This window comes from Corynebacterium sp. HMSC065H09 (assembly GCF_001812845.1).
GTDB lineage: Bacteria > Actinomycetota > Actinomycetes > Mycobacteriales > Mycobacteriaceae > Corynebacterium > Corynebacterium jeikeium_D.
Genome location: NZ_KV810585.1, coordinates 317,499 through 337,702, shown reverse-complemented (window position 1 = coordinate 337,702; position 20,204 = coordinate 317,499). Strand labels below are relative to the sequence as shown.

The 20,204-nt window shown below is 56.2% G+C and carries 14 protein-coding genes; 9 read left to right on the top strand and 5 right to left on the bottom strand.

Translation table 11 applies throughout. The features are described 5' to 3' along the window. Positions 1-76 precede the first annotated feature (76 nt). Positions 77-757 (top strand): iron-dependent transcriptional repressor DtxR, encoded by a 681-nt coding sequence (locus HMPREF2878_RS05390; RefSeq protein ID WP_016422643.1) that lies wholly within the window; start codon positions 77-79, stop codon positions 755-757. Next, the gene (galE, locus tag HMPREF2878_RS05385; protein ID WP_016422642.1) at positions 754-1,737 is read left to right on the top strand and encodes a UDP-glucose 4-epimerase GalE; all 984 of its coding nucleotides are present in this window, start codon (positions 754-756) and stop codon (positions 1,735-1,737) included. The genes HMPREF2878_RS05390 and galE overlap by 4 nt, the downstream gene beginning before the upstream one ends. A gap of 26 nt (positions 1,738-1,763) precedes the next feature. Here the strand turns inward: galE and HMPREF2878_RS05380 are convergent, their stop codons facing one another. After that, entirely contained in the window at positions 1,764-2,876 is a 1,113-nt protein-coding gene (locus HMPREF2878_RS05380) for a DUF4192 domain-containing protein (RefSeq protein ID WP_049193020.1), read from the bottom strand. A 229-nt stretch (positions 2,877-3,105) separates the two neighbouring features. Between HMPREF2878_RS05380 and HMPREF2878_RS05375 the strand changes: the two genes are divergently transcribed. Further along, positions 3,106-4,308, top strand: a complete 1,203-nt coding sequence (locus HMPREF2878_RS05375; RefSeq protein WP_016422640.1) for a PAC2 family protein — start codon at positions 3,106-3,108, stop codon at positions 4,306-4,308. A gap of 42 nt (positions 4,309-4,350) precedes the next feature. Further along, the gene (locus HMPREF2878_RS05370) at positions 4,351-6,870 is read left to right on the top strand and encodes a DEAD/DEAH box helicase (RefSeq protein WP_141753114.1); all 2,520 of its coding nucleotides are present in this window, start codon (positions 4,351-4,353) and stop codon (positions 6,868-6,870) included. A gap of 78 nt (positions 6,871-6,948) precedes the next feature. Here HMPREF2878_RS05370 and HMPREF2878_RS05365 read toward each other — a convergent pair whose 3' ends face one another. After that, positions 6,949-7,881, bottom strand: a complete 933-nt coding sequence (locus tag HMPREF2878_RS05365; RefSeq protein WP_049189738.1) for a hydrogen peroxide-inducible genes activator — start codon at positions 7,879-7,881, stop codon at positions 6,949-6,951. Between the two features lie 105 nt (positions 7,882-7,986). On the opposite strand from HMPREF2878_RS05365, the gene HMPREF2878_RS05360 reads away from it, so the two are divergent. Together HMPREF2878_RS05360 and HMPREF2878_RS05355 are read left to right on the top strand one after the other, a co-directional pair. Further along, complete coding sequence (locus HMPREF2878_RS05360) at positions 7,987-8,583, top strand: peroxiredoxin (protein WP_016422637.1); 597 nt, start codon at positions 7,987-7,989, stop codon at positions 8,581-8,583. 5 nt (positions 8,584-8,588) lie between these two features. Continuing rightward, entirely contained in the window at positions 8,589-9,113 is a 525-nt protein-coding gene (locus tag HMPREF2878_RS05355) for an alkylhydroperoxidase, AhpD family (RefSeq protein ID WP_038628796.1), read from the top strand. A gap of 125 nt (positions 9,114-9,238) precedes the next feature. On the opposite strand, the gene HMPREF2878_RS05350 is transcribed toward HMPREF2878_RS05355, so the two are convergent. Continuing rightward, positions 9,239-10,456, bottom strand: a complete 1,218-nt coding sequence (locus tag HMPREF2878_RS05350; RefSeq protein WP_070652957.1) for a hypothetical protein — start codon at positions 10,454-10,456, stop codon at positions 9,239-9,241. A 143-nt stretch (positions 10,457-10,599) separates the two neighbouring features. Beyond that, positions 10,600-12,702, bottom strand: coding sequence for a neutral/alkaline non-lysosomal ceramidase N-terminal domain-containing protein (locus tag HMPREF2878_RS05345; protein WP_070652956.1), 2,103 nt, complete (start codon positions 12,700-12,702; stop codon positions 10,600-10,602). A gap of 216 nt (positions 12,703-12,918) precedes the next feature. On the opposite strand from HMPREF2878_RS05345, the gene HMPREF2878_RS05340 reads away from it, so the two are divergent. The 3 genes from HMPREF2878_RS05340 (at position 12,919) to hrpA (ending at position 19,564) form a co-directional block, all read left to right on the top strand. Beyond that, positions 12,919-14,421 carry a DUF1846 domain-containing protein gene (locus HMPREF2878_RS05340; protein ID WP_070643044.1) on the top strand — a complete coding sequence of 501 codons (1,503 nt, stop codon included), beginning with the start codon at positions 12,919-12,921 and terminating at the stop codon, positions 14,419-14,421. A gap of 61 nt (positions 14,422-14,482) precedes the next feature. Continuing rightward, on the top strand, positions 14,483-15,415 hold the full coding sequence (locus tag HMPREF2878_RS05335; RefSeq protein ID WP_016422632.1) for an oxygen-dependent tRNA uridine(34) hydroxylase TrhO: 933 nt from the start codon (positions 14,483-14,485) through the stop codon (positions 15,413-15,415). Positions 15,416-15,508: 93 nt separating this feature from the next. After that, entirely contained in the window at positions 15,509-19,564 is a 4,056-nt protein-coding gene (gene hrpA / locus HMPREF2878_RS05330; RefSeq protein WP_070652955.1) for an ATP-dependent RNA helicase HrpA, read from the top strand. On the opposite strand, the gene nrdR is transcribed toward hrpA, so the two are convergent. After that, positions 19,561-20,043, bottom strand: coding sequence for a transcriptional regulator NrdR (gene nrdR, locus HMPREF2878_RS05325; protein WP_042388651.1), 483 nt, complete (start codon positions 20,041-20,043; stop codon positions 19,561-19,563). The genes hrpA and nrdR overlap by 4 nt on opposite strands. Positions 20,044-20,204 lie beyond the last annotated feature (161 nt).

Sequence of the window (20,204 nt, the reverse complement as noted above, 5' to 3'; positions counted from 1 at the left end):
ACATCTTTCTTGCGCAAGTGTGGTTATCCTAATACTTGAGTGAAAACTTTTAAGACTGTGTTATCGGAGGAAAACCGTGAGGGATTTGGTTGACACCACGGAAATGTACTTACGTACGATTTTCGAACTCGAAGAAGAGGGCATCATTCCTTTGCGTGCTCGCATTGCCGAACGCCTTGAGCAGTCGGGGCCGACCGTTAGCCAAACCGTTGCGCGCATGGAGCGCGATGGCCTTCTCGTAGTTGCCCCAGATCGCAGCTTGCAGCTTTCCGACGAGGGCCGCAGGCTGGCCACGGCTGTCATGCGTAAGCACCGCCTAGCTGAGCGCCTACTTACGGATGTCATTGGCCTCGAATGGGACAAGGTTCACGACGAAGCCTGCCGCTGGGAGCACGTAATGAGTGACGAGGTCGAGCGCAAACTTCTCGACGTGCTTGACTCTTACACACGCTCCCCATTCGGCAATCCGATTCCCGGTTTGGGAGACCTCGGTGGGACTCAGTCACCAGAGTCGTTAGAGAACGTTCGCCGACTGTCCGATCTAAACCCCGGCGAGTACACCGTTGAGATCGTCCAGATTAACGAAATCCTGCAGGTCGAGCAGAGCTACATGAAGCGTCTCCACAAGGCTGGAATTATGCCGGGTACTGAGGCACTTGCCGAGGTTGCCGCCGGCCGCGTGACTCTCGCCCGTGGTGATCATTCTCTTGACATTCCGGATACTCTGTCTCACGCAATCATGGTGATTATCAAATGAAACTCCTCGTCACTGGTGGTGCCGGCTACGTCGGTAGCGTGTGCTCGGCAGTATTGATTTCTCTTGGCCACGACGTCACCATTCTGGACAACTTCTCTGTTGGCAACCGTGATGCGGTGCCAGAGGGCGCGACCCTAGTCGAAGGCGATGTGGCGGACAAGGCCTACGAGGTTCTGTCCTCCGACAGCTTCGACGGCGTCGTTCATTTCGCTGCGAAATCGCTTGTTGGCGAGTCTGTTGAGGTTCCTTCCGACTACTGGCACAACAATGTGGGCCAAACCCTGAAGCTACTCGACGCAATGCGTGATACCGGTACGAATAACCTGGTGTTCTCTTCGACAGCTGCAACCTACGGTGAGCCAGAGAAGACACCAATTACCGAAGACATGCCAACCGCACCGACCAACCCTTACGGTGCCACCAAGCTGGCCATGGACTACGCCATCTCGTCTTACGCCAAGGCATACAACATCGGCGCTACCAGCTTGCGTTACTTCAATGTGGCGGGTGCCTGGGGCGGTTTTGGCGAAAACCGTGAGGTGGAAACTCACCTCATCCCCCTGGTACTGCAGGTTGCGCTCGGTCACCGCGACAAGATTATGGTCTTTGGCAATGACTGGCCGACTCCGGACGGCACCGCGGTTCGTGACTACATCCACATCAAAGACCTCGCCGATGCGCACGTCTTGGCACTGGAGTCCAACACGCCGGGAACCCACCGTATCTTCAACCTCGGTTCTGGCGACGGCTTTTCGGTTCGCCAGGTTATTGAGACCTGCCGTAAGGTCACCGGTCACCCGATTCCTGCTGAGGATGCACCGCGTAGAGCCGGTGATCCGGCAACCCTTATTGCCTCTTCTCAGCGCGCCATGGACGAGCTCGGATGGAAGCCCAATCATACGGAGCTGGAAACCATCGTCGCCGATGCATGGGAGTACACCAAGAACCTCGGCGACCGAGCCCACTCGGCGCACCGCTAGGTACTGCAGCACAGCTTGCAGGGTCGCTAATCAATACGCGGCATTTTCACCTTGTATACCCTGCGCAGCACCTCTTGTGCCGCACCAAGAATTGTGCCAACGCACCTCGGCACAATTTGATTGGCGACCGCAATTTCCAGCAACTGAGTCAGTGAATGATTCGGTTGCTCCCCCGCTGCCTCATCGAGAGCTGTTTGCGCATAGTTCTCCAGCCCAGCCGCGAACTTTGCGATGGCAAAACACGCTAAAGCGTTAGCACGCAGGCTGCCGCGGTGGACGATTGCGGCCTCGCGCCAGATTTCTCCCATTGATTGCGCCAACTGCGTAGTAATGAAAATCATGGACATATCGCGCAAGGTGACGTTGGTCAGTGCTGCAGCAATGGCATATCCCGCGGTTTCATCGCGAACCGCCTCATGTGCATCCATCACACCATCGGCCACGTTTTCCACGGCGGCTTTTAGCATGTCGAAATGCTCGATGAGCGCGGGATTGTCCGAACCAATTTTGAGCTTCCTAGGCTGCTCAACGGCTGTCGCTCGTTCCCGGAGGCGTTCAATCAGAGCCCTGTCTTTACTGTCGCGGAATTGGCCACCTCGAAAATAGCTGCGGTACTCCTCATAGTTTTTGAAAATCTGCTCTCCCTGCCGAGAGATTAGATTTGCATTGTCGGTCATCAGACTGTCACCGACAATGCCGACGATCTCTCCCTGCTCGTCCGTGACAACTTCCCCCGCAGCAATAGTGGCAACGCCCGCCAAACGCACCTCATGCAGGCCGCCTTCTCGCAGCCAGCCTGTAATAGGTGTGGAGTCCTTTTCAATCCCCCAGGATTCGTCGATGATAAACACATCTGCGTGAGTGCATCCTTCATCGAGCAGGAAGTCCGCGGCTGCCCGCACCAAGTCAGGATTGTTCTCCATCGAGGCCACATCCTTAATCAGCATCGGGCCAGCATGCGCTGTCGGATCAAACTCGACCTTGCCATCGATGAGATCTTCGACCTGCTGACGATACAACGCCGCAATCACTACCTGCCCCCGCGGATAGAATCCAACGATTCCCGGCAGGTTCGTCAGAAAAACACTCGGCTCAATTTCAGGCTTTTGTCCTGCACCGAAGTTCTGTTTGTTTCCCATTAATTCCTTACCCCTTTTCCCCCATTGGAATAGCTCGACAGCGGACAATCCTCTCGCCATCTGGTGGCTCTCATTGTTATCGAATCCGCAACAGCCTTGCTTGTGCGCGACCGGAAAAATCGGCCCATCTGTGGACTACTTTCTACTTGTGGATAACTGGAATAGTTTCTGCGGTATCGTGGTTGTTTACTTCAAATGACGAAAAATGTGATGCAGGAGGTAGTCGTACGTGAGTGATCCGACCGACAAGCCTCAGGGCAATATGTACGAGGTAGTTTTTCCGGTTCCTGACGTAACGGGAAGCGAGGGCCATCTGACCCTGGTCATTGCACTTAGCGGTTATGCGGATGCCGGTAATGCCGTCTCGGAATCAGCTAGTTTCCTCTTGGATGCTCTCGAGCACCGTCCATTGGTGAACTTTTCTATCGACGAGCTGATTGATTATCGTTCTCGCCGTCCCTCTGTGACGATGAACCACGACCAGATTGTGGATGTATCCGATTTGAACCTGTCACTCAATGTGGTTCGCGACAACGTCGGTAAGCCGTTCTTGCTGCTTTCTGGCCCTGAGCCAGACATGCGGTGGGAGGCTTTCTCGACTGCCGTTGCAGAGTTGGCGGAGCGCTACGATGTCGGTCGGACTGTGTCGCTGTACTCGGCTCCGATGACGGTTCCGCACACCCGACCACTGGGCATCATCGCCCATGGCACAGATAAGCGGAAACTCGGTGATATGCATACCTGGGGAAACCGCGTCACAGTTCCGGGTGCTGCGAGCCTGAACATTGAGTACGAGCTCGCAAGCCGCGGTTGTGATGCCTTTGGTTTCACCGCACAGGTGCCACACTATGTCGCGGCCTCTGAGTATCCGCTGGCGTCACTGCGGCTGTTGCAGGAGGTAGCAAAACTAGCCAAGCTCGAGCTCCCGCTTGAGGCGTTGGAGAAGGAATCCGCGCGGGTGGCGGAGCTGCTCAATACGCAGACGAATGATTCCGGCGAGGTCTCTCAGCTGGTCAATCTTCTCGAGGAACAGTACGACCAGGAAGTTCAACGTCGTCAAGAGCTGGAGACTTCTCCCCTGCTTGGACCTAACGGCGAGATGCCTTCGGCCGACGAGATTGGCGCTGAGTTCGAAAGGTTCCTCGCTTCTCAACCGCTGCGCCCAGTAGAGGATTCTTCCTCGCTTGACGACGAGGCGGAGACCCCGGCCAGCTCGGATTCCTCGGCAACTACATCAGAGGACACTGACGCACACTCGGAAGAATCCGAGTCGGCCTCGGCGGATGATAGGTCTGCGGAGTTTTCTGCAGACGGCACTGCCGAACAGCCTGAGTCAGAACAGCCTCGGGAAGAGCAGGCGGAAAGCGAAGAATCCGGTGAACCGGAACAACCTCGCCGTCGGCGCGGCTGGAAGCCCTGGTTCCGCTTCTAATCCGGGGTTACCGCTAGGGTGGGAAGCGTGTCACTATCTGAAATGCTTCCCGACCTAGCTGAGGTTCCAGAGTCCCTTTTCGACGATGCGATTATGGACTCGTTCATTGCCTGGACCAGGGATCAGGGCATCACGCTCTACCCGGCCCAGGAGGAGGCCGCTATTGGTCTCGCTGGTGGCGACCACGTCATCCTTGCCACTCCGACAGGTTCGGGCAAGTCCATGGTGGCTATTGCTGCCCACTTCTGCGCCCTCGCTCGTGGCCAGCGCAGCTTTTACACAGCGCCTATTAAGGCCTTGGTCAGCGAGAAGTTCTTTGCCCTCTGCGAGGTCTTTGGCGCTGAGAACGTCGGTATGATGACCGGCGATGCCACCGTCAACGGTGGTGCACCCATCATCTGCGCAACTGCGGAAATTGTCGCCAATATCGCCCTGCGCGACGGGGCCGACGCCGATATTGACCAGGTGGTAATGGATGAATTCCACTTCTATGCGGATCCCGATCGCGGGTGGGCATGGCAAGTGCCCTTGCTCGAGCTTTCCCGTTGCCAATTCCTGTTGATGTCCGCCACTCTCGGCGATACTCAAAAGTTTGAGACGGATTTGAAGGAACGCACGGGACTCGACGTCAACCTCGTTACAGGTACGACGCGCCCGGTACCGCTGGATTTCCACTATGTCTACACACCAGTTCATGACACGCTGGCGGAGTTGCTGGAATCCGGCAAAGCCCCAATCTACATCGTCTTTTTCTCCCAGCGCCAAGCAGCTGAACAGGCCCAAGCACTGACCGGTCTGAAGTTGCTGACGAAGGAGGAAAAGGAGCGGATTCGCGAGGAGATTGGCGATTTCCGGTTTACCACGGCCTTTGGTCGAGTTCTTTCCAAGTTGGTGCGCCAGGGAATTGGCGTCCACCATGCGGGAATGCTGCCGAAGTACCGTCGTTTGGTTGAGCGTCTCTCTCAGACTGGTCTGCTGAAGGTCATCTGCGGCACGGATACCCTCGGCGTCGGCATCAACGTGCCTATTCGCACGGTGCTGATTACCGGTTTGGCCAAATTCGATGGCCGTCGTAGCCGAATTCTCAAGTCACGCGAGTTCCACCAGATTGCTGGACGCGCCGGCCGTGCTGGCTACGACACCGAGGGCACCGTAGTTGTCGAAGCACCTGAACACGAAATCGAAAACGCCAAGCTGCGTCGCCGTGCCGGCCAGGATGAGGCCAAACTGAAGAAGTTGCGGCTGAAGTCCGTTCCCAAGGGCGAAGTGACATGGTCGGAGAAGACCTTCGACAAAATCGTTTCTCAGCCACCAGAGCCGCTGACCAGTCGCTTTGCAGTTACCAACGGTATGTTGCTCAACGTCATTGCACGTGGTGGCGATACCTACGAACACATGCGTCATCTGCTGCGCACCAATCACGACACCCGCCACCAGCAAAATGAGGCTATTCTGACCGCAATTGAGCTCTACCGCGGTTTGGTCAACGCGGGAATCGTCGTCATGCATGGCGAGGGCGATGACTGCCGCCCCGAGCTGACAATGGAGCTGCAGCGTGACTTCGCGCTCAATCAGCCGCTGTCGCCTTTCGCCATCGCCGCGCTCGAACTGTTGGATAAGGACAGCCCGAACTACGCACTCGATGTCATCAGTGTGTTTGAGTCAATTCTGGAAGACCCTCGCCCACTGCTCATCGCGCAGCAGAAAAAGGCACGCGGTGAAGAAATCGCCGCGCTCAAGGCCGAGGGTGTTGATTACACCGAACGTATGAACATCGTCGAAGACATCACATGGCCGATGCCGCTTGCCGACGAGCTGGAGGGCGCATTCGACACCTATGCTCAAGGTCACCCGTGGGTGCGTGAGTTTTCGCTGTCGCCCAAGTCTGTGGTGCGCGAGATGGTGGAAAAGGCCATGACTTTCTCGGACGTGGTATCTGAGTATGGAATTGCCCGCTCTGAAGGTATTTTCCTGCGCTACCTCACCGATGCCTGGCGCACTTTGCGACACACTCTCCCTCCGGAAGCCGCTAACGAGGAACTCCGGGACATTGTGGAATGGCTCGGCGAGCTCGTTGTGCAGGTGGATAACTCCCTGGTGGATGAATGGGCGCAGATGGCCGATCCGGACAAGCCATTGGACGAGGAAACTCTCAAGGAAGCGGCTTTTGGCACCGACGAGTCGCGGCCCCTTACAGGCAACGAACGTGCATTTACCCGTATGGTGCGCAATCTCATGTTTCGCCACGTGCAGCTCTTTGCCTTTGAAAAGGAGGAGGAGCTGGCCGACCTGGACAACTACCTCGACGATGCGCCAGATTGGCCTGCCGCGATGGATGACTACTTCGATGAATACGATGACCTAGGGATCGATGCAAAGGCTCGCGGCGGCGATATGATTTCGATTGACCGCAAGGCTGGTGAGGGCCTATGGCATGTGATCCAGATACTCGATGACCCTGAGGGCGACCACGGCTGGCGCTTTGAAGCGGACGTTGACTTGGCTGCATCTGATGAATACGGCGAGGTCAGGTTGGCATCGCTGCGAATTATTCAGGGATAAACGCGAAAAACCGGGCTGGAACTGCCAGCCCGGTTTTTGCTTATTTCGTACGCTATTGCAGCATGCGCCAAGAGAGCTTTAGGCAACAGCGTCTATGTATGCTTGCCGTACCAGTTCGGCAATTCGATTGAACTCGCCGCCGCGTACCGATGATGCGCGGTGAACCAGCCCAATGGTGCGTCCCGGCCGTGCCGGACCTTCGAATCGCGCAACAGCCAGGCCGGGTCGGTCGGCCTCAATCTTGACAGCCGATTCCGGTACAAGCGACTGCCCCAACCCACCGGCAACACACTGCACGACGGTCGATAGAGAAGCCGCCCGTGTTTCCAAGCTGGAGGTCTCGCCGTGAACAGCATCGACCTTGCGACAAATATCCAACACCTGGTCACGCAGGCAATGACCGTCGTCAAGCAGGAGCAAGTCCAAGTCCCTGATCGCCTCAAGCTTTACGTCTTCTTTACCGGCCAGCGGATGATCCTCTGGCACGACGATGTAGAACTCCTCGTCGTAGAGGTAAATCTCTTCAAAGGAAGGCACATCAGACGGCAGTGCCATGATCGCTGCATCAATGGTGCCGGAGCGAAGTGATTCGATGAGACGCTCGGTCGGCTCTTCGACGATCCTAGGCTTTAGATCTGGCAGCTCGTCACGAACCAACTGGAGGAAGTTGGGCAGCACGTATGGAGCAACCGTAGGGATAACACCAATGGATAGTGGTCCGGACAAATCATCTGTACGGCCAGAGGCGCGAGCAACGATCTCGTCAACAATTTCAGATGCTTGGCGGGCATATGGAATCAGACCGCGACCGAGTGGCGTCACCAGCACTCGGCGAGTCGAACGCTCTACAAGCTGCACCCCCAGTCCCTGCTCAAGGGTAGAAAGCGCTTGTGACAGGCTGGGCTGTGAAATGCCGAGGCGGGCAGCGGCTTGACCGAAGTGACCGGTATCGGCAATCGCGACAAAGGCACGTAACTGAGGCAAAGTGGGCCGATAATCTCTATTACGCATACCTATAAGCCTACACGAGCTTATTAACTTTTTCCTCTTGACGGTTCGGGGATCCATAGGCATAATGGTGTGTGACCCCAAAAGGAATACATTCAGGAGGATTCCATGGCAATTTTGACTGTTGGCGACAAGTTCCCCGAGTTTTCTCTGACCGCTCTGAAGGGCGGCAACCTGCGTGATGCAAACGCTTCTTCTCCGGATGACTACTTCGAGCAGGTAACCAATGAGTCCTACGAGGGTAAGTGGAAAGTCGTCTTCTTCTACCCGAAGGACTTCACCTTTGTCTGCCCGACTGAGATTGCTGCATTCGGCAAGCTGAACGAGGAATTCGAAGACCGCGACACCGTTATTCTCGGTGGCTCTGGCGACAACGAGTTCTCCCACTTCAACTGGCGTGCAACCCACGAGGAACTGCTGGACATCCCGTTCCCGATGTTCTCCGACATCCGCCACGACCTGATGCGTGCACTCGGCGTCGAGAACGCTGACGGTGTTGCAGACCGCGCAACCTTCATCATTGACCCGGACGGCATCATTCAGTTCGTCTCCGTTACCCCGGACGCTGTCGGTCGTAACGTTGACGAGGTTCTGCGTGTTCTCGACGCTCTTCAGTCTGAAGAGGTCTGCGCATGTAACTGGCAGAAGAATGACCCGACCAAGAACATCGACAAGATGGATGTTCTGAAGCAGGAGCTGAAGTAACTCATATGAGCATCGATAACCTTCGTTCCGGCCTACCGGAGTACGCCAAGGACATGAAGCTGAACCTTGGCACTCTCACCCGTTCTACGGAACTCTCCGAGCAGCAGCTGTGGGGTACCCTGCTTGCATCTGCTGCTGCCACCCGCAACGAGACCGTTTTCTCCGAGATTGCTGAGGAAGCCAAGGAGCACCTGTCTGACGAGGCTTTCGAGTCTGCGCTTGGTGCGGCCACCGTTATGGGCATGAACAACGTCGCTTACCGCACTCGCCACATGCTCGGTGATGACTACGCACAGGTCAAGTTCGGTCTGCGCATGAACATCATCTCCAATCCGGGTGCCGAGAAGGAAGACTTCGAGCTGTGGTCTCTGGCAGTTTCTGCCATCAACGGCTGTGAAGCATGCGTGACCTCCCACGCAAAGGTCGTCCGCGATGCTGGTCTGACCAAGGAGCAGGTCTGGGAAGCTGTGAAGATTGCAGGCACCGTCTCTGGTATTGCACAGGCTGTCTTCGCTGAGGCTACCCGCTAAATATTAGGAGGATACGTTCGGCTTTGATAGTCGAACGCTCCCCCGCAGGATTTCCTGCTGATCAAATAACGCCCAAGGAACCAATTTGTACCGGTTCCTTGGGCGCTTTTTCTTATTCGTTTCGGCTACTGCTGCGGAGGGTAATAGCCCGGATTTTCCTGCGCGTCATTAATAACTCGCCGGCCACCGATGAGCTGGCGGTAGATGTGCACCTGAACCAGCATAGCCAGCGGCATTGTGTACAGGATGCCAATATAGAAGAGCATCGCACCTGCGGAAGAAACAATCGACGTCAGAATGAATGCAACAAGCATCGTCCAATATTGGGGCTTTACCAGGCGCCAAGCGACAACCGGCGCCTCAAGCGCAGTTGCTCGACCATCGAAAACAAGTAGTGGCATAGTCGCTGTAATTGGCATGATGAAAATCGACGTCAACAACAAAACCAAGTAGCCCAGTGGAATCATCGCCGCGGCAGCTTCACTGCCATTGGCGGACAGGGATGCTCCAGCGATGAAGAGCACCATCCCCGGCAGCATGGCGAGCAGTCCCACCAGGAACGTGACAATGTAGACACCGATAAGAGACCCCCACCTGTTTACACGGAAGAAAGTACCGTAGTTCGGCACTCGCCCATCGACAGCGTCGAATGCACCGCGCAACATAAATGCCTGCATCGCGAACATGCCCACGGCAAATAGGAGTGCCATCGCGCCGACAGTCGCGAACATTGACCCTAGATCCTCAAACGGAACATCGCCTGGATAGTTCGGCTCAAATTCCGGATCGAAGTCACCAGAGGCAAAGAGAATTGCCGCTGCGCCAACAATCAGGGCGACTAGGACGGCGAAGAACGTCAGCATGACGCCAAGCCAAGAAGCAAAATTGCTATTTAGACTACGAAACGCCGCGGAAAAGGCACTTCCAATGTCGACCTTCGTCGGCCCTTGTGCCACAGGCTTCACCGGTGGCTCATTGCCACCTGGCATGTTGACTCCGGGAGCAAGTGCACCGGCTGCAGGATTCCCCCCTGCCGGTTGCTGCCAGTAGCTTGATCCCGCACCATAGGGCTGGCCACCATAGTTCTCGCTTGGCTCACCAGTTCCGTAGGACGGAATATCGCCATAGGCCTGTTCCCTACCGTAAGCCTGATTCCACTGTGGCGAATCCTCTGGTCCACGCGAGCCATGTTGTGCGTCCGAATCGAACCCGTAAGGGTTGTAGTCCTGCGAACCATTGTTGGGAAAACCGTGGCTCTGGGAGTCATAGTTACTGGACTCATTGTCCCGGCTGCCGTCACCGTAAGGATCGTTGTTGCTGTATGGATTGTTTGGGGTATTCATGAAGCAGACTGCTCCTGCCAAATTGACGGATACATACAAATAATGCGCACAACGGACTATACGTGAGACAAGCCCTTGATGAGATTTTAATGGGCCAAAGTATAAGTCACATTGTGCGCATTAATGTATTTAATTGGACGTTCTTACACGAGCTCCACCGAAGCGACTCCCTCGAATTCGTTCAATGAATCACCGACACCCAACGCGCTACCACGCACGATGATGTCATACTTGCCCGGCGCGACTCCTCCGGTCTCCCAAGTGACCTTGGCGGTGGTATAAATACCGTCCTTGGCAAATTCAATGACAGTTGCCTGGTCCCAGTCGTCGGAAACAATCTCACCGCGGTCATTCTTGATAAGTAGGTAGCCGTCTTCCAGTCGCAAGTCGTTATTCGGATTTGCCGCGACGAATTGGGCAACGGCTTTCTGCCCTACCGTGACGCTTGCCGTGGATTCAAGCACGTCACCAAAATTCTTGCCCATTGGAGCGGAATCGATAACCTTTCCTCCTGCTGGCGACGGCGGGATGATGCCAGTGAGATCGCCTGCCGCACGGCCTGGCTCGACCGCAATGCCGTCGGCAAGCGCGTGAGCGAGATTGTGATAAATGGAAATCATCGCACTGAGCGTGTACTTGCCGAAAGCCGTTGCGCCGCCCTCGTAGTCCTGCTGATCGTATTCCTCTGGGGTAGCGACGTAGTGGCCATAGCTGTTGGTGTAGCCCTGGCAGATGACAGTATCGATTGGAACACCGAGGACTTCAGCGACGTGCTGACGCATGCGGTAGCCCGACATTGTGGTGGGTTCAAGGCCATTGGTGATCAAGGTGAAGCCACCGATGCGGGTGATGGAGAACATGTGGGTCTGCTGGAGAAGACCATCGATGTAGCCGACTGGCAGCAGGCACTCTTTGTTGCCCTGAATCTCCCCGATGTTTTTCGGGAGTACGACGTTATTGAGCTGGTGCACCCACGGCGTACCGCCGCGCTCGCCTTCGTTGAACCCGAGGGCTGGTTCTCCACCGCCATCCTCCTGGCTACTGGCTGCGAAGGCCGCACCGAGGATTGCAGGTCCAGTGCGATGCGGCTGGCCGTCGGGCGTGAATTGGCCGTCGATGTCGACATCGCCCAGGTTGACCCACTTGTGGACAGTGGAGATACCGCCTCCTGGCAGTGCAATGGTCTGTCCCTGGGTAGCGTCAATCTGACGCTGACCGAGAATGCGGGCAGACTCTGCTTCGTCTCCGTTGCCTGGGCCCGAATTTGGCACGAGCCCCATGTTCGGGCTGATGTCACCCGGGCACGACATGGTAAATGCGGCGACAAAGGGGGCATCGGCCGGCTCACGGTGGGTAACCCCGCGGTCGACCTCAACCTTCCATGCTGCGTAGCCCTTGTTGTCGCCGTCGATGATGGTGTGCTCGGGACCGAAGGTGGTCGGATGAATTCCATACCAGTTAATGAAGCCGACTTCGCGACCACCACGACTCACGTGCAGTGTATGGCTTTCCGGGTTGACTCCGTCGGGGAAAAGACGCTGTTCTTCCTCGGGGTTACGCCTGAATGCCTCCAGGGAGCGGTTAACACCCGCATCCTGGGCAATCCCCTTGGTCAGGTGGATAGTCGACGGCTGGTAATCAGCGTGTGCACGTTCAATAGCCTTGACCACACCGACGACTACAGCTTCGAAAGTGACGGGACGGAATCCGAGAGTAGTCAGGTCGACCATAAGATGGCCCGATGTACCACCCGGCGCGACATGCGTATGAGATGCGCAGATAAGCACGTTGCCCTCGTGGTAGAGGTCTCCGAAGAGAGCTCGCAGTCGCCGCAGAACTTCCATCTGGATGGACTGGAACATGAGCCCCATATCTGCGGTGACGTGGACGACACGGTTGTCGTTGTCATCACCGAAGATGAATGCACGCGCCATCTGGCGAAGACGCAGACCCGAGGTGGTCTGGTCCATGACCGCATACCCGTTCATGCCAGCGCCGAGTGGCTCGCCTGTCATGTCAGCCATTCCTCGACCGACATTCAAATTGGTGGTCGAATTCCCCGCGGCGGCAGAAGCCCCGTTTGCAGGAGCGGCGTTTGCCTTTGATGCACCATTTACGGCAGGCATCATACTCGCAGCTGACACGGCAGTTGCTCCGACGAGGAAGCCTCGCCTGCCCACTTGGTACGGGGCGCGTGCGGTTGGTTCTGCCGAATTCGACGATGATGCCATCTGGGGATCGAGCATGTCACATCCTCTTCATATTTCTTTTTGAATATCAATACATGGGAGATTAATCAGACAATCCCCTACGCGTGGCCTAATAAGCCAAAGTTCCCAAAATTCCCCCCGCGACAGCAGTAACCGATACAACATTCGCAAGGCAGTATCACTACCATGGACACAGTAGAATTTCGCAAGCTTTAGCGCGCTCCCCGCAGACACAACTTCAGAAAGGGCACCATGGCTCAGGCTGTCGGTTTTAACCGCGAAAAGTACATCGAAATGCAATCCGCTCATATTAAGAAGCGGCGCGCAGACATCGCAGGTGAAGGCGGCAAGCTCTATCTCGAAATGGGCGGCAAGCTATTTGATGACATGCATGCCTCGCGCGTGCTCCCCGGCTTCACGCCTGACAATAAAATCGCTATGCTCGATCGCCTCAAAGACGATCTGGAAATCATGGTGTGCATCAATGCCAAGGATTTGGAACGCCACAAGGTCCGCGCTGACCTCGACATCACTTACGAAGACGATGTGCTGCGCCTCGTCGATGTCTTTCGTGAACGCGGGTTTCTAGTCGGCAGCGTCGTCGTCACGCAGCTTTCCGACGACAACACCCTGGCAAAGAACTTCATTGAGCGCCTACAGCGACTCGGATTGAGCGTCATCCGCCATCGCAATATCGAGGGCTACCCGACAAACACGGAGAAAATTGTCAGTGAAGCCGGCTTCGGGCTGAATGAATGGGCGCAAACGTCGCGGGACTTGGTCGTTGTTACAGCGCCGGGCCCGGGCTCTGGAAAGCTAGCGACCTGTCTATCGCAGATTTATCACGATCACAAACACGGAATTCGTTCCGGTTACGCAAAGTTTGAGACCTTCCCTATCTGGAACCTGGCACTCGAACACCCGGTAAATCTGGCCTACGAGGCGGCAACGGCTGATCTCGATGACATCAATCTCATCGACCCTTTTCATTTGGCCGCCTATGACACCAAGGTCACCAGCTATAACCGTGATGTCGAGGTCTTCCCACTGCTGCGCACTCTGTTGGAGAAGCTCGCGGGCGAGTCACCGTACAAGTCACCGACCGACATGGGCGTCAATATGGCCGGTTACTGTATCGACGATGACGAAGTGTGCCGAGAGGCATCCAACCAGGAAATCGTTCGCCGTTACTACAAGGCTCTTGTCGACGAACACAAGAACAGCGCAGACGACGAAGTCTCGCAGCGCATTGCCATGATTATGAGCAAGGCCAACGTGTCGACAGCCGCCCGCCGAGTCGTCGCACCAGCGCTTGAAGTTGAGAAATCTACCGGGGCGCCGGGCAGCGCAATCGAATTGCACGATGGCACAATCATCACGGGCAAGACTTCTGAACTACTCGGATGCTCAGCAGCAATGCTCCTCAACGCTCTCAAGAAGCTCGCCAATATCGACCCGGACTTGCACTTGCTCTCCCCTGCTGCCATTGAGCCAATTCAAACGCTTAAGACGCATCACCTGGGCAGCCGCAACCCCCGCTTGCATACCGACGAGGTTCTTATCGCCCTTTCCGTGTCGGCGGCCACCAGCGACGATGCCCGCGCAGCCCTCGCCGAGCTGAAGAACCTTCGAAACTGTGATGTCCACACCACTACCATTCTGGGCAGCGTGGACGAAACAATTTTCCGCAACCTCGGTGTGCTAGTGACTTCGGAGCCTAAGTACCAGAAGAAGGCTCTCTATCAGAAGCACTAAGCCATACCAGCAGCTCACGCCGAAAATAGGATAACTGAGAGAGCAGACTAGAATAGTCCCCGTGAGCATCAGCAAGATTCTTCTGTACTACCAGTTCGCCCCACTGTCCGATCCGCGTGCCATCATGCTGTGGCAGCGCGATCTTTGCGAGTCGTTAGGGCTCAAGGGCCGCATTCTGGTGTCCGAGCACGGCATCAATGGCACCGTCGGCGGTGATCTCGATGCCTGCAAGAAGTACATCAAGAAAACCAAGCAGTACCCCGCTTTTCACTCCATGCAGTTCAAGTGGAGCGAAGGCGGCGCTGATGACTTTCCAAAACTCTCCGTCAGGGTTCGCGACGAAATCGTCGCTTTCGGTGCTCCGGGTGAGCTGAAAGTCGATGTCGATGGTGTCATTGGCGGCGGCACACATTTGAAGCCGGAAGAGGTCAATAAACTGGTCGAGGAACGCGGCGACGATGTCATCTTCTTCGATGGCCGCAACGCAATGGAAGCCGAGATTGGCAAGTTTAAAAACGCTGTCGTCCCGGACGTAAAGACCACGCACGACTTCATCGACGAACTGGAATCCGGTAAGTACGACTGGATGAAGGACAAGCCGGTTATCTCCTACTGCACCGGCGGCATCCGCTGCGAGATCCTCTCCGCACTTATGAAGAACCGCGGTTTCGAAGAGGTCTACCAAATCGACGGCGGTATTGTGCGCTACGGCGAAAAGTTTGGCAATAAGGGGCTGTGGGAAGGCTCCCTCTATGTCTTCGACAAGCGCATGCATATGGAGTTTGGCGATGGCATCGAAGACGAGGACTACGTACAGCTCGGGCACTGCGTCCACTGCGGCAAGCCCACAAACACCTTCCAGAACTGCATCAACGAAGATACCTGCCGTCGTCAGGTGCTTATTTGCGATGATTGCTGGGAGCACACCGAGACACAGCACTGTGGGCGCGAGGACTGCAAGGAAGTTGCCGAAGAGCTAGCGGCGGCAAAGTAGGACGCTCCCTGCTGCCATCGGACCATTTTGAGCGTCTCCAATCAGCACAGATGTGGGTTGTCTCCCCAGACGCGGCTAATCTAGTAGGCAACCATGAGTACTCCTAGCCGTTCTGATAAACCAGCTCCACGTGTCCAGTCGGGAAACCGCAATTCTGGAAACCGCACTTCCGCCAGACCGCAGCGCTCTGGCAAGCCCGTTAAAGACGCGCGTAAAAAAGAGCTCTACCAGCTCGCTGATCAATTACCTATTCGGGAGGCTCAGTCCTTCCGTCGTCGGCTGAAGCGAGCATCCGCGCCGAAGGCGCTGTCTGCCATCTCTGCAGACCTCGACTTTGCGCTGGAGCGGTTAGAAGATCGTCGTAAAGCGATTCCTCGCATCACCTACCCGGCGCAGTTGCCGGTGTCCGCGCGCCGCGACGATATTGCAGAGGCGATTGAGAACAATCAGGTCGTCATTATTGCTGGTGAGACTGGTTCTGGTAAGACTACGCAGATTCCGAAGATATGCCTCGAACTGGGACGGGGCGTACGCGGCAAGATTGGCCATACGCAGCCCCGTCGTATTGCGGCGCGTTCGGTGGCGGAGCGAATTGCTCATGAGCTGGGCGAAAAGATTGGTCAGCACGTCGGCTATGCGGTGCGTTTCGATGACCGTGTCGGCAAGGATACCTGCATCAAACTGATGACCGACGGTATTCTGCTGGCCGAAATTGGCCGCGACCGCCTGCTACGTGAGTACGACACCATCATCATCGACGAGGCGCACGAACGCAGCCTCAACATCGACTTCCTGCTGGGATATTTAAAGCATATTCTGCCGCAGCGCCCAGATCTGAAGATCATTATCACTTCGGCGACGATTGATCCGGAACGGTTCGCCCGTCATTTCGCGCCTGACGACGAGCACCCTGCGCCCATCATCGAGGTGTCAGGGCGCACCTACCCGGTAGAAATCCGCTATCGCCCTCTGGTGCGGACTGTTGTTGCGAAAAATGGGCAAGAAAAGGAAGTCGCCATTGAGCAGATCGATGGTGTTATCGCTGCGTGCGAGGAGCTCATGCGGCTTGGCGATGGCGATATCCTGGTGTTCTTTTCGGGTGAGCGCGAGATCCGAGAAGCAGCCGAGGCCATCGAGGGCAAGCACTGGAAGGGGGTAGAAGCCGTTCCACTATTCGGACGGCTATCTAATGCAGAGCAGCATCGGATCTTCACCCCGCATTCCGGGCGTCGCATTGTGCTGGCGACCAACATTGCGGAAACGTCGCTGACAGTACCGGGTATCGAGTACGTCGTCGATACTGGTACCGCACGCATTTCCCGCTACTCCACCCGCACGAAGGTCCAACGTCTACCAGTCGAGGACATCAGCCAGGCATCCGCGAATCAGCGCTCTGGACGCTGTGGTCGTGTAGCTGATGGCGTGGCGATTCGTCTCTACAGCGAGGAGGATTTTCTCTCGCGCCCCGAGTTTACGGATCCGGAGATTCTGCGCACCAATCTCGCTTCGGTTGTACTGCAAATGATTTCGCTGCGGCTTGGCGCGATTGAGGCCTTCCCCTTTGTCCAGCCACCAGAGCAGAAGGCAGTGCGCGATGGCATTAACCTCCTCACAGAGCTTCAGGCTATTACCACAACGTCGGGGTCTGGGAGAGGCCGTGAATCTGGCTCCGGCTCCAGTGCCGACGCCCCCGAACTGACGGACATCGGCCGACAGATTGCCCGTATACCTGTCGACCCGCGCCTTGCCCGCATGCTGGTCGAAGGGTACGAAAACACCACTCTTGGGGCTGTGACCGTCATTGTCGCCGCGTTGTCTTTGCAGGATGTCCGCGAACGTCCGCTGGAGTGCCAAGCTCAGGCAGATCAGCTACATGCCCGTTTTAAGGACACCACCAGCGACTTCAACTCCCTGCTGAAGCTTTGGCAATACCTGGAGGAAAAGCGCCGCGAGCTTAGCGGTAACCAATTCCGCAAGATGTGCAAGCGCGAGTACCTCCACTATTTGCGCGTTCGGGAGTGGCAGGACTTGGTGCGTCAACTCCACCAGGCAACGGCTGAGCTGGGCTGGAGTCTTTCGGCCCGCAGCTCAACCAGTGGTGTCGACAATCCCGACGAGGTGGCAAAGTCGCTGTTACCGGGTCTGTTATCGATGATTGGTACGCGCGAGGGCGAGGGCAAGGAATTTACTGGCACCCGAAACACGAAGTTCCTCATTCACCCCTCGTCCGCGTTGGCAAAGAAGCCGCCTCGCTGGGTGATGGCTGCGGAAATCGTCGAGACCTCGCGCACTTTTGCGCGCAACGTAGGCACGATTCAGCCACAGTGGGTAGAGAAGGTAGCCCCTCATCTGCTCAAGCACCAGTACTCAGAGCCTCACTGGTCGACTAAACGCGGTGCAGCGATGGCTTACCAGAAGTCGACGCTCTACGGCGTGCCTGTGGTGGTTGATCGTTTGATGCCTTATCACCGAGTCAATGCCGACGCCGCCCGCTCGATCTTCATTCGCTCTGCGCTTGTCGACGGCGAATGGAACACACATCACGAGTTCTTTAAGAACAATCAAGACAAACTTGCCGAAGCCGAGAAGATCGAGGAAAAGCAGCGTTCCCGCGGCATTGTCGTCGATGACGACGTGCTCTACGCGTTCTACGACTCCAAGCTGCCCGCCTCTATCACCACGGCCACCAATTTTGACCGCTGGTGGAAGAAAACTAAGCCCAAGCAGCCAAATCTACTGGACTTTGATCCCAATAAGCTGCTCAACCCCGAAGCCGGCGACATCGACGACAACGCCTTCCCCGAAATGTGGCAGCAGGGCTCGGTCGATTTCTCTCTGTCCTATAAATTCGAACCGGGCGCCCCTGATGACGGTGTGACTCTCCGTGTCCCCGTGCCTCTTCTTGCAGGTCTGCGTGAAGATGGCTTCGACTGGCAGGTACCAGGTCTTCGCGCTGAGCTCGCGGAAGCCTACATTCGCACTCTGCCGAAGGCACTGCGGAAGTCCGTTGTCCCCGCCCCGGATTTCGCACGCCGCGCGCTGGAGACGATGACTCCGTACTCAGGCCGCTTCGTCGATGTTTTTGCCGATGCTTTACGACGACTCGGAGGCTCGGGCATCAATGGTGCAGACTTTGCCCCTTCGAAGCTGCCAGCACACTTGCGCTTTAACTACGCAGTGGTCGACCGCCATGGAAAGATCGTCGATCAGAGCCGAGATCTTGCTGCGCTTCGAGACAAGCATGCCTCGACGGTCTCAACTGCTGTGTCGAAACGTTCGAAGTCTGCAGCACGCGAAGCTGTGAAAAAGTGGACTTCAGAGAACTTGGGCGCCGTCTCATTAACGGTCAAAAGTAATGTCGACGGTCAGTCCGTCACGATGTATCCGACGCTGGTGACCACCAAGGATGGCGTGGCCATTGAGGTCAAACCAACTAAGGCTCAGGCTGAGGCGACGTTGGCGACCACAAACTTGACAATGCTATTGCGGGATTGCCCAGTAAATGGTGCACAAATGACTAAGGGGCTTCCACTCCAGCAACGTGTTGGCGTGGACGCATGGCCACATGGGGGCGCCGATGGGCTTGTCGAGGACTGCCGTGTCGCAGTGATTCGCGACCGTATGATGGCTGCCGGCGGCCCGGTCCGCGATCCGAAGGAATTCGACAAACTACTCGAACACGTTCGTTCTGGAGTCGCCTCAGAGGTGCGCCAATTGGTCGTCGGCGTTGCCCAGGCAATGCCTCGTTATGTCTCGGTGGTAAATCAGCTAAACAAGTGGGAAGGCGATGCTATTGACGATATGCGTCGCCAGCTGGAGTTCATGTTCCCTAAGGGCGCTGTGGCAAGGCACGGTTGGCAGCACCTACGACATTTGCCACGTTATCTCCAAGCGATGGAGATTCGGCTTGAGGAAATGAACCGTGACCCGGACCGTGATGCCGAACGTGAAGATGAGGTGACTGAGGCCCGCGAATACTTGGCGGCAAAGCTTCAGCAGCTGCCTAAGGCACGTTCGAATTCCGCGGAGGTACGGGATATTCAGTGGCTCATTCAAGAGCTGCGCGTCAGCCTTTTCGCACAACGGCTGGGTACCGCCCAGAGCGTATCCCTGACTCGAATAAAGAAACGTGTGGATAAACTGCGTTAGTTCTTTTTAACCTCGTTGCCATTAGCCTGAGGTCCTTTCCCCTTGCGCATGCTGGCAATCTCTTGCGCGAAATCGTCCGCGGAGGAAAAGGACTTGTACACCGAAGCGAAGCGGAGATAGCCAACTTCGTCCAGTTCTTTGAGCGGCTCAAGGATGGCAAGGCCGATATCGTTTGAGTCCACCCGGGGCGTGCCTTTCTCGCGGAGGCTCTCCTCCACTTTTTGTGCAAGTTTCTTCAGCTGAGACTCTGATACTTCGCGCCCCTGGCACGCACGTCGAACACCCTGGATAACCTTTTCGCGGTTGAATTCCTCAGGGATTCCATCCCGTTTAACGACCATCAGCTGCGAGCGTTCAATCGTAGAAAAACGTTTACCGCAATTGAGGCATTCTCTCCGGCGACGAATCCCCATACCGTTATCTATTAACCGTGAGTCCAAGACTCGTGTCTGATCATGATGACAAAACTGGCAATACACAGTCTCCAGTCTACGTCCCACCCCAACGCCGGAAACCGGAATGATTATTGTGCAGAGTAGGAAGCGTACGTAGACGTAAAGGTGCTTTCGACTGCCCCATTTTGCCCTTGTTCAAAGACCATGCTGCCGAAAACTCCGAAGAAAGCACCAAGCCCTAGAGC

Coding starts and splice junctions, on each gene's coding strand:
- HMPREF2878_RS05360 (WP_016422637.1), top strand. CDS start 7,987: ATGGCAATTTTGACTGTTGGCGACAAGTTCCCCGAGTTTTCTCTGACC.
- HMPREF2878_RS05380 (WP_049193020.1), bottom strand. CDS start 2,876: ATGGGAAACAAACAGAACTTCGGTGCAGGACAAAAGCCTGAAATTGAG.
- HMPREF2878_RS05370 (WP_141753114.1), top strand. CDS start 4,351: ATGCTTCCCGACCTAGCTGAGGTTCCAGAGTCCCTTTTCGACGATGCG.
- HMPREF2878_RS05345 (WP_070652956.1), bottom strand. CDS start 12,702: ATGCTCGATCCCCAGATGGCATCATCGTCGAATTCGGCAGAACCAACC.
- HMPREF2878_RS05350 (WP_070652957.1), bottom strand. CDS start 10,456: ATGAATACCCCAAACAATCCATACAGCAACAACGATCCTTACGGTGAC.
- HMPREF2878_RS05355 (WP_038628796.1), top strand. CDS start 8,589: ATGAGCATCGATAACCTTCGTTCCGGCCTACCGGAGTACGCCAAGGAC.
- HMPREF2878_RS05340 (WP_070643044.1), top strand. CDS start 12,919: ATGGCTCAGGCTGTCGGTTTTAACCGCGAAAAGTACATCGAAATGCAA.
- hrpA (WP_070652955.1), top strand. CDS start 15,509: ATGAGTACTCCTAGCCGTTCTGATAAACCAGCTCCACGTGTCCAGTCG.
- HMPREF2878_RS05365 (WP_049189738.1), bottom strand. CDS start 7,881: ATGCGTAATAGAGATTATCGGCCCACTTTGCCTCAGTTACGTGCCTTT.
- galE (WP_016422642.1), top strand. CDS start 754: ATGAAACTCCTCGTCACTGGTGGTGCCGGCTACGTCGGTAGCGTGTGC.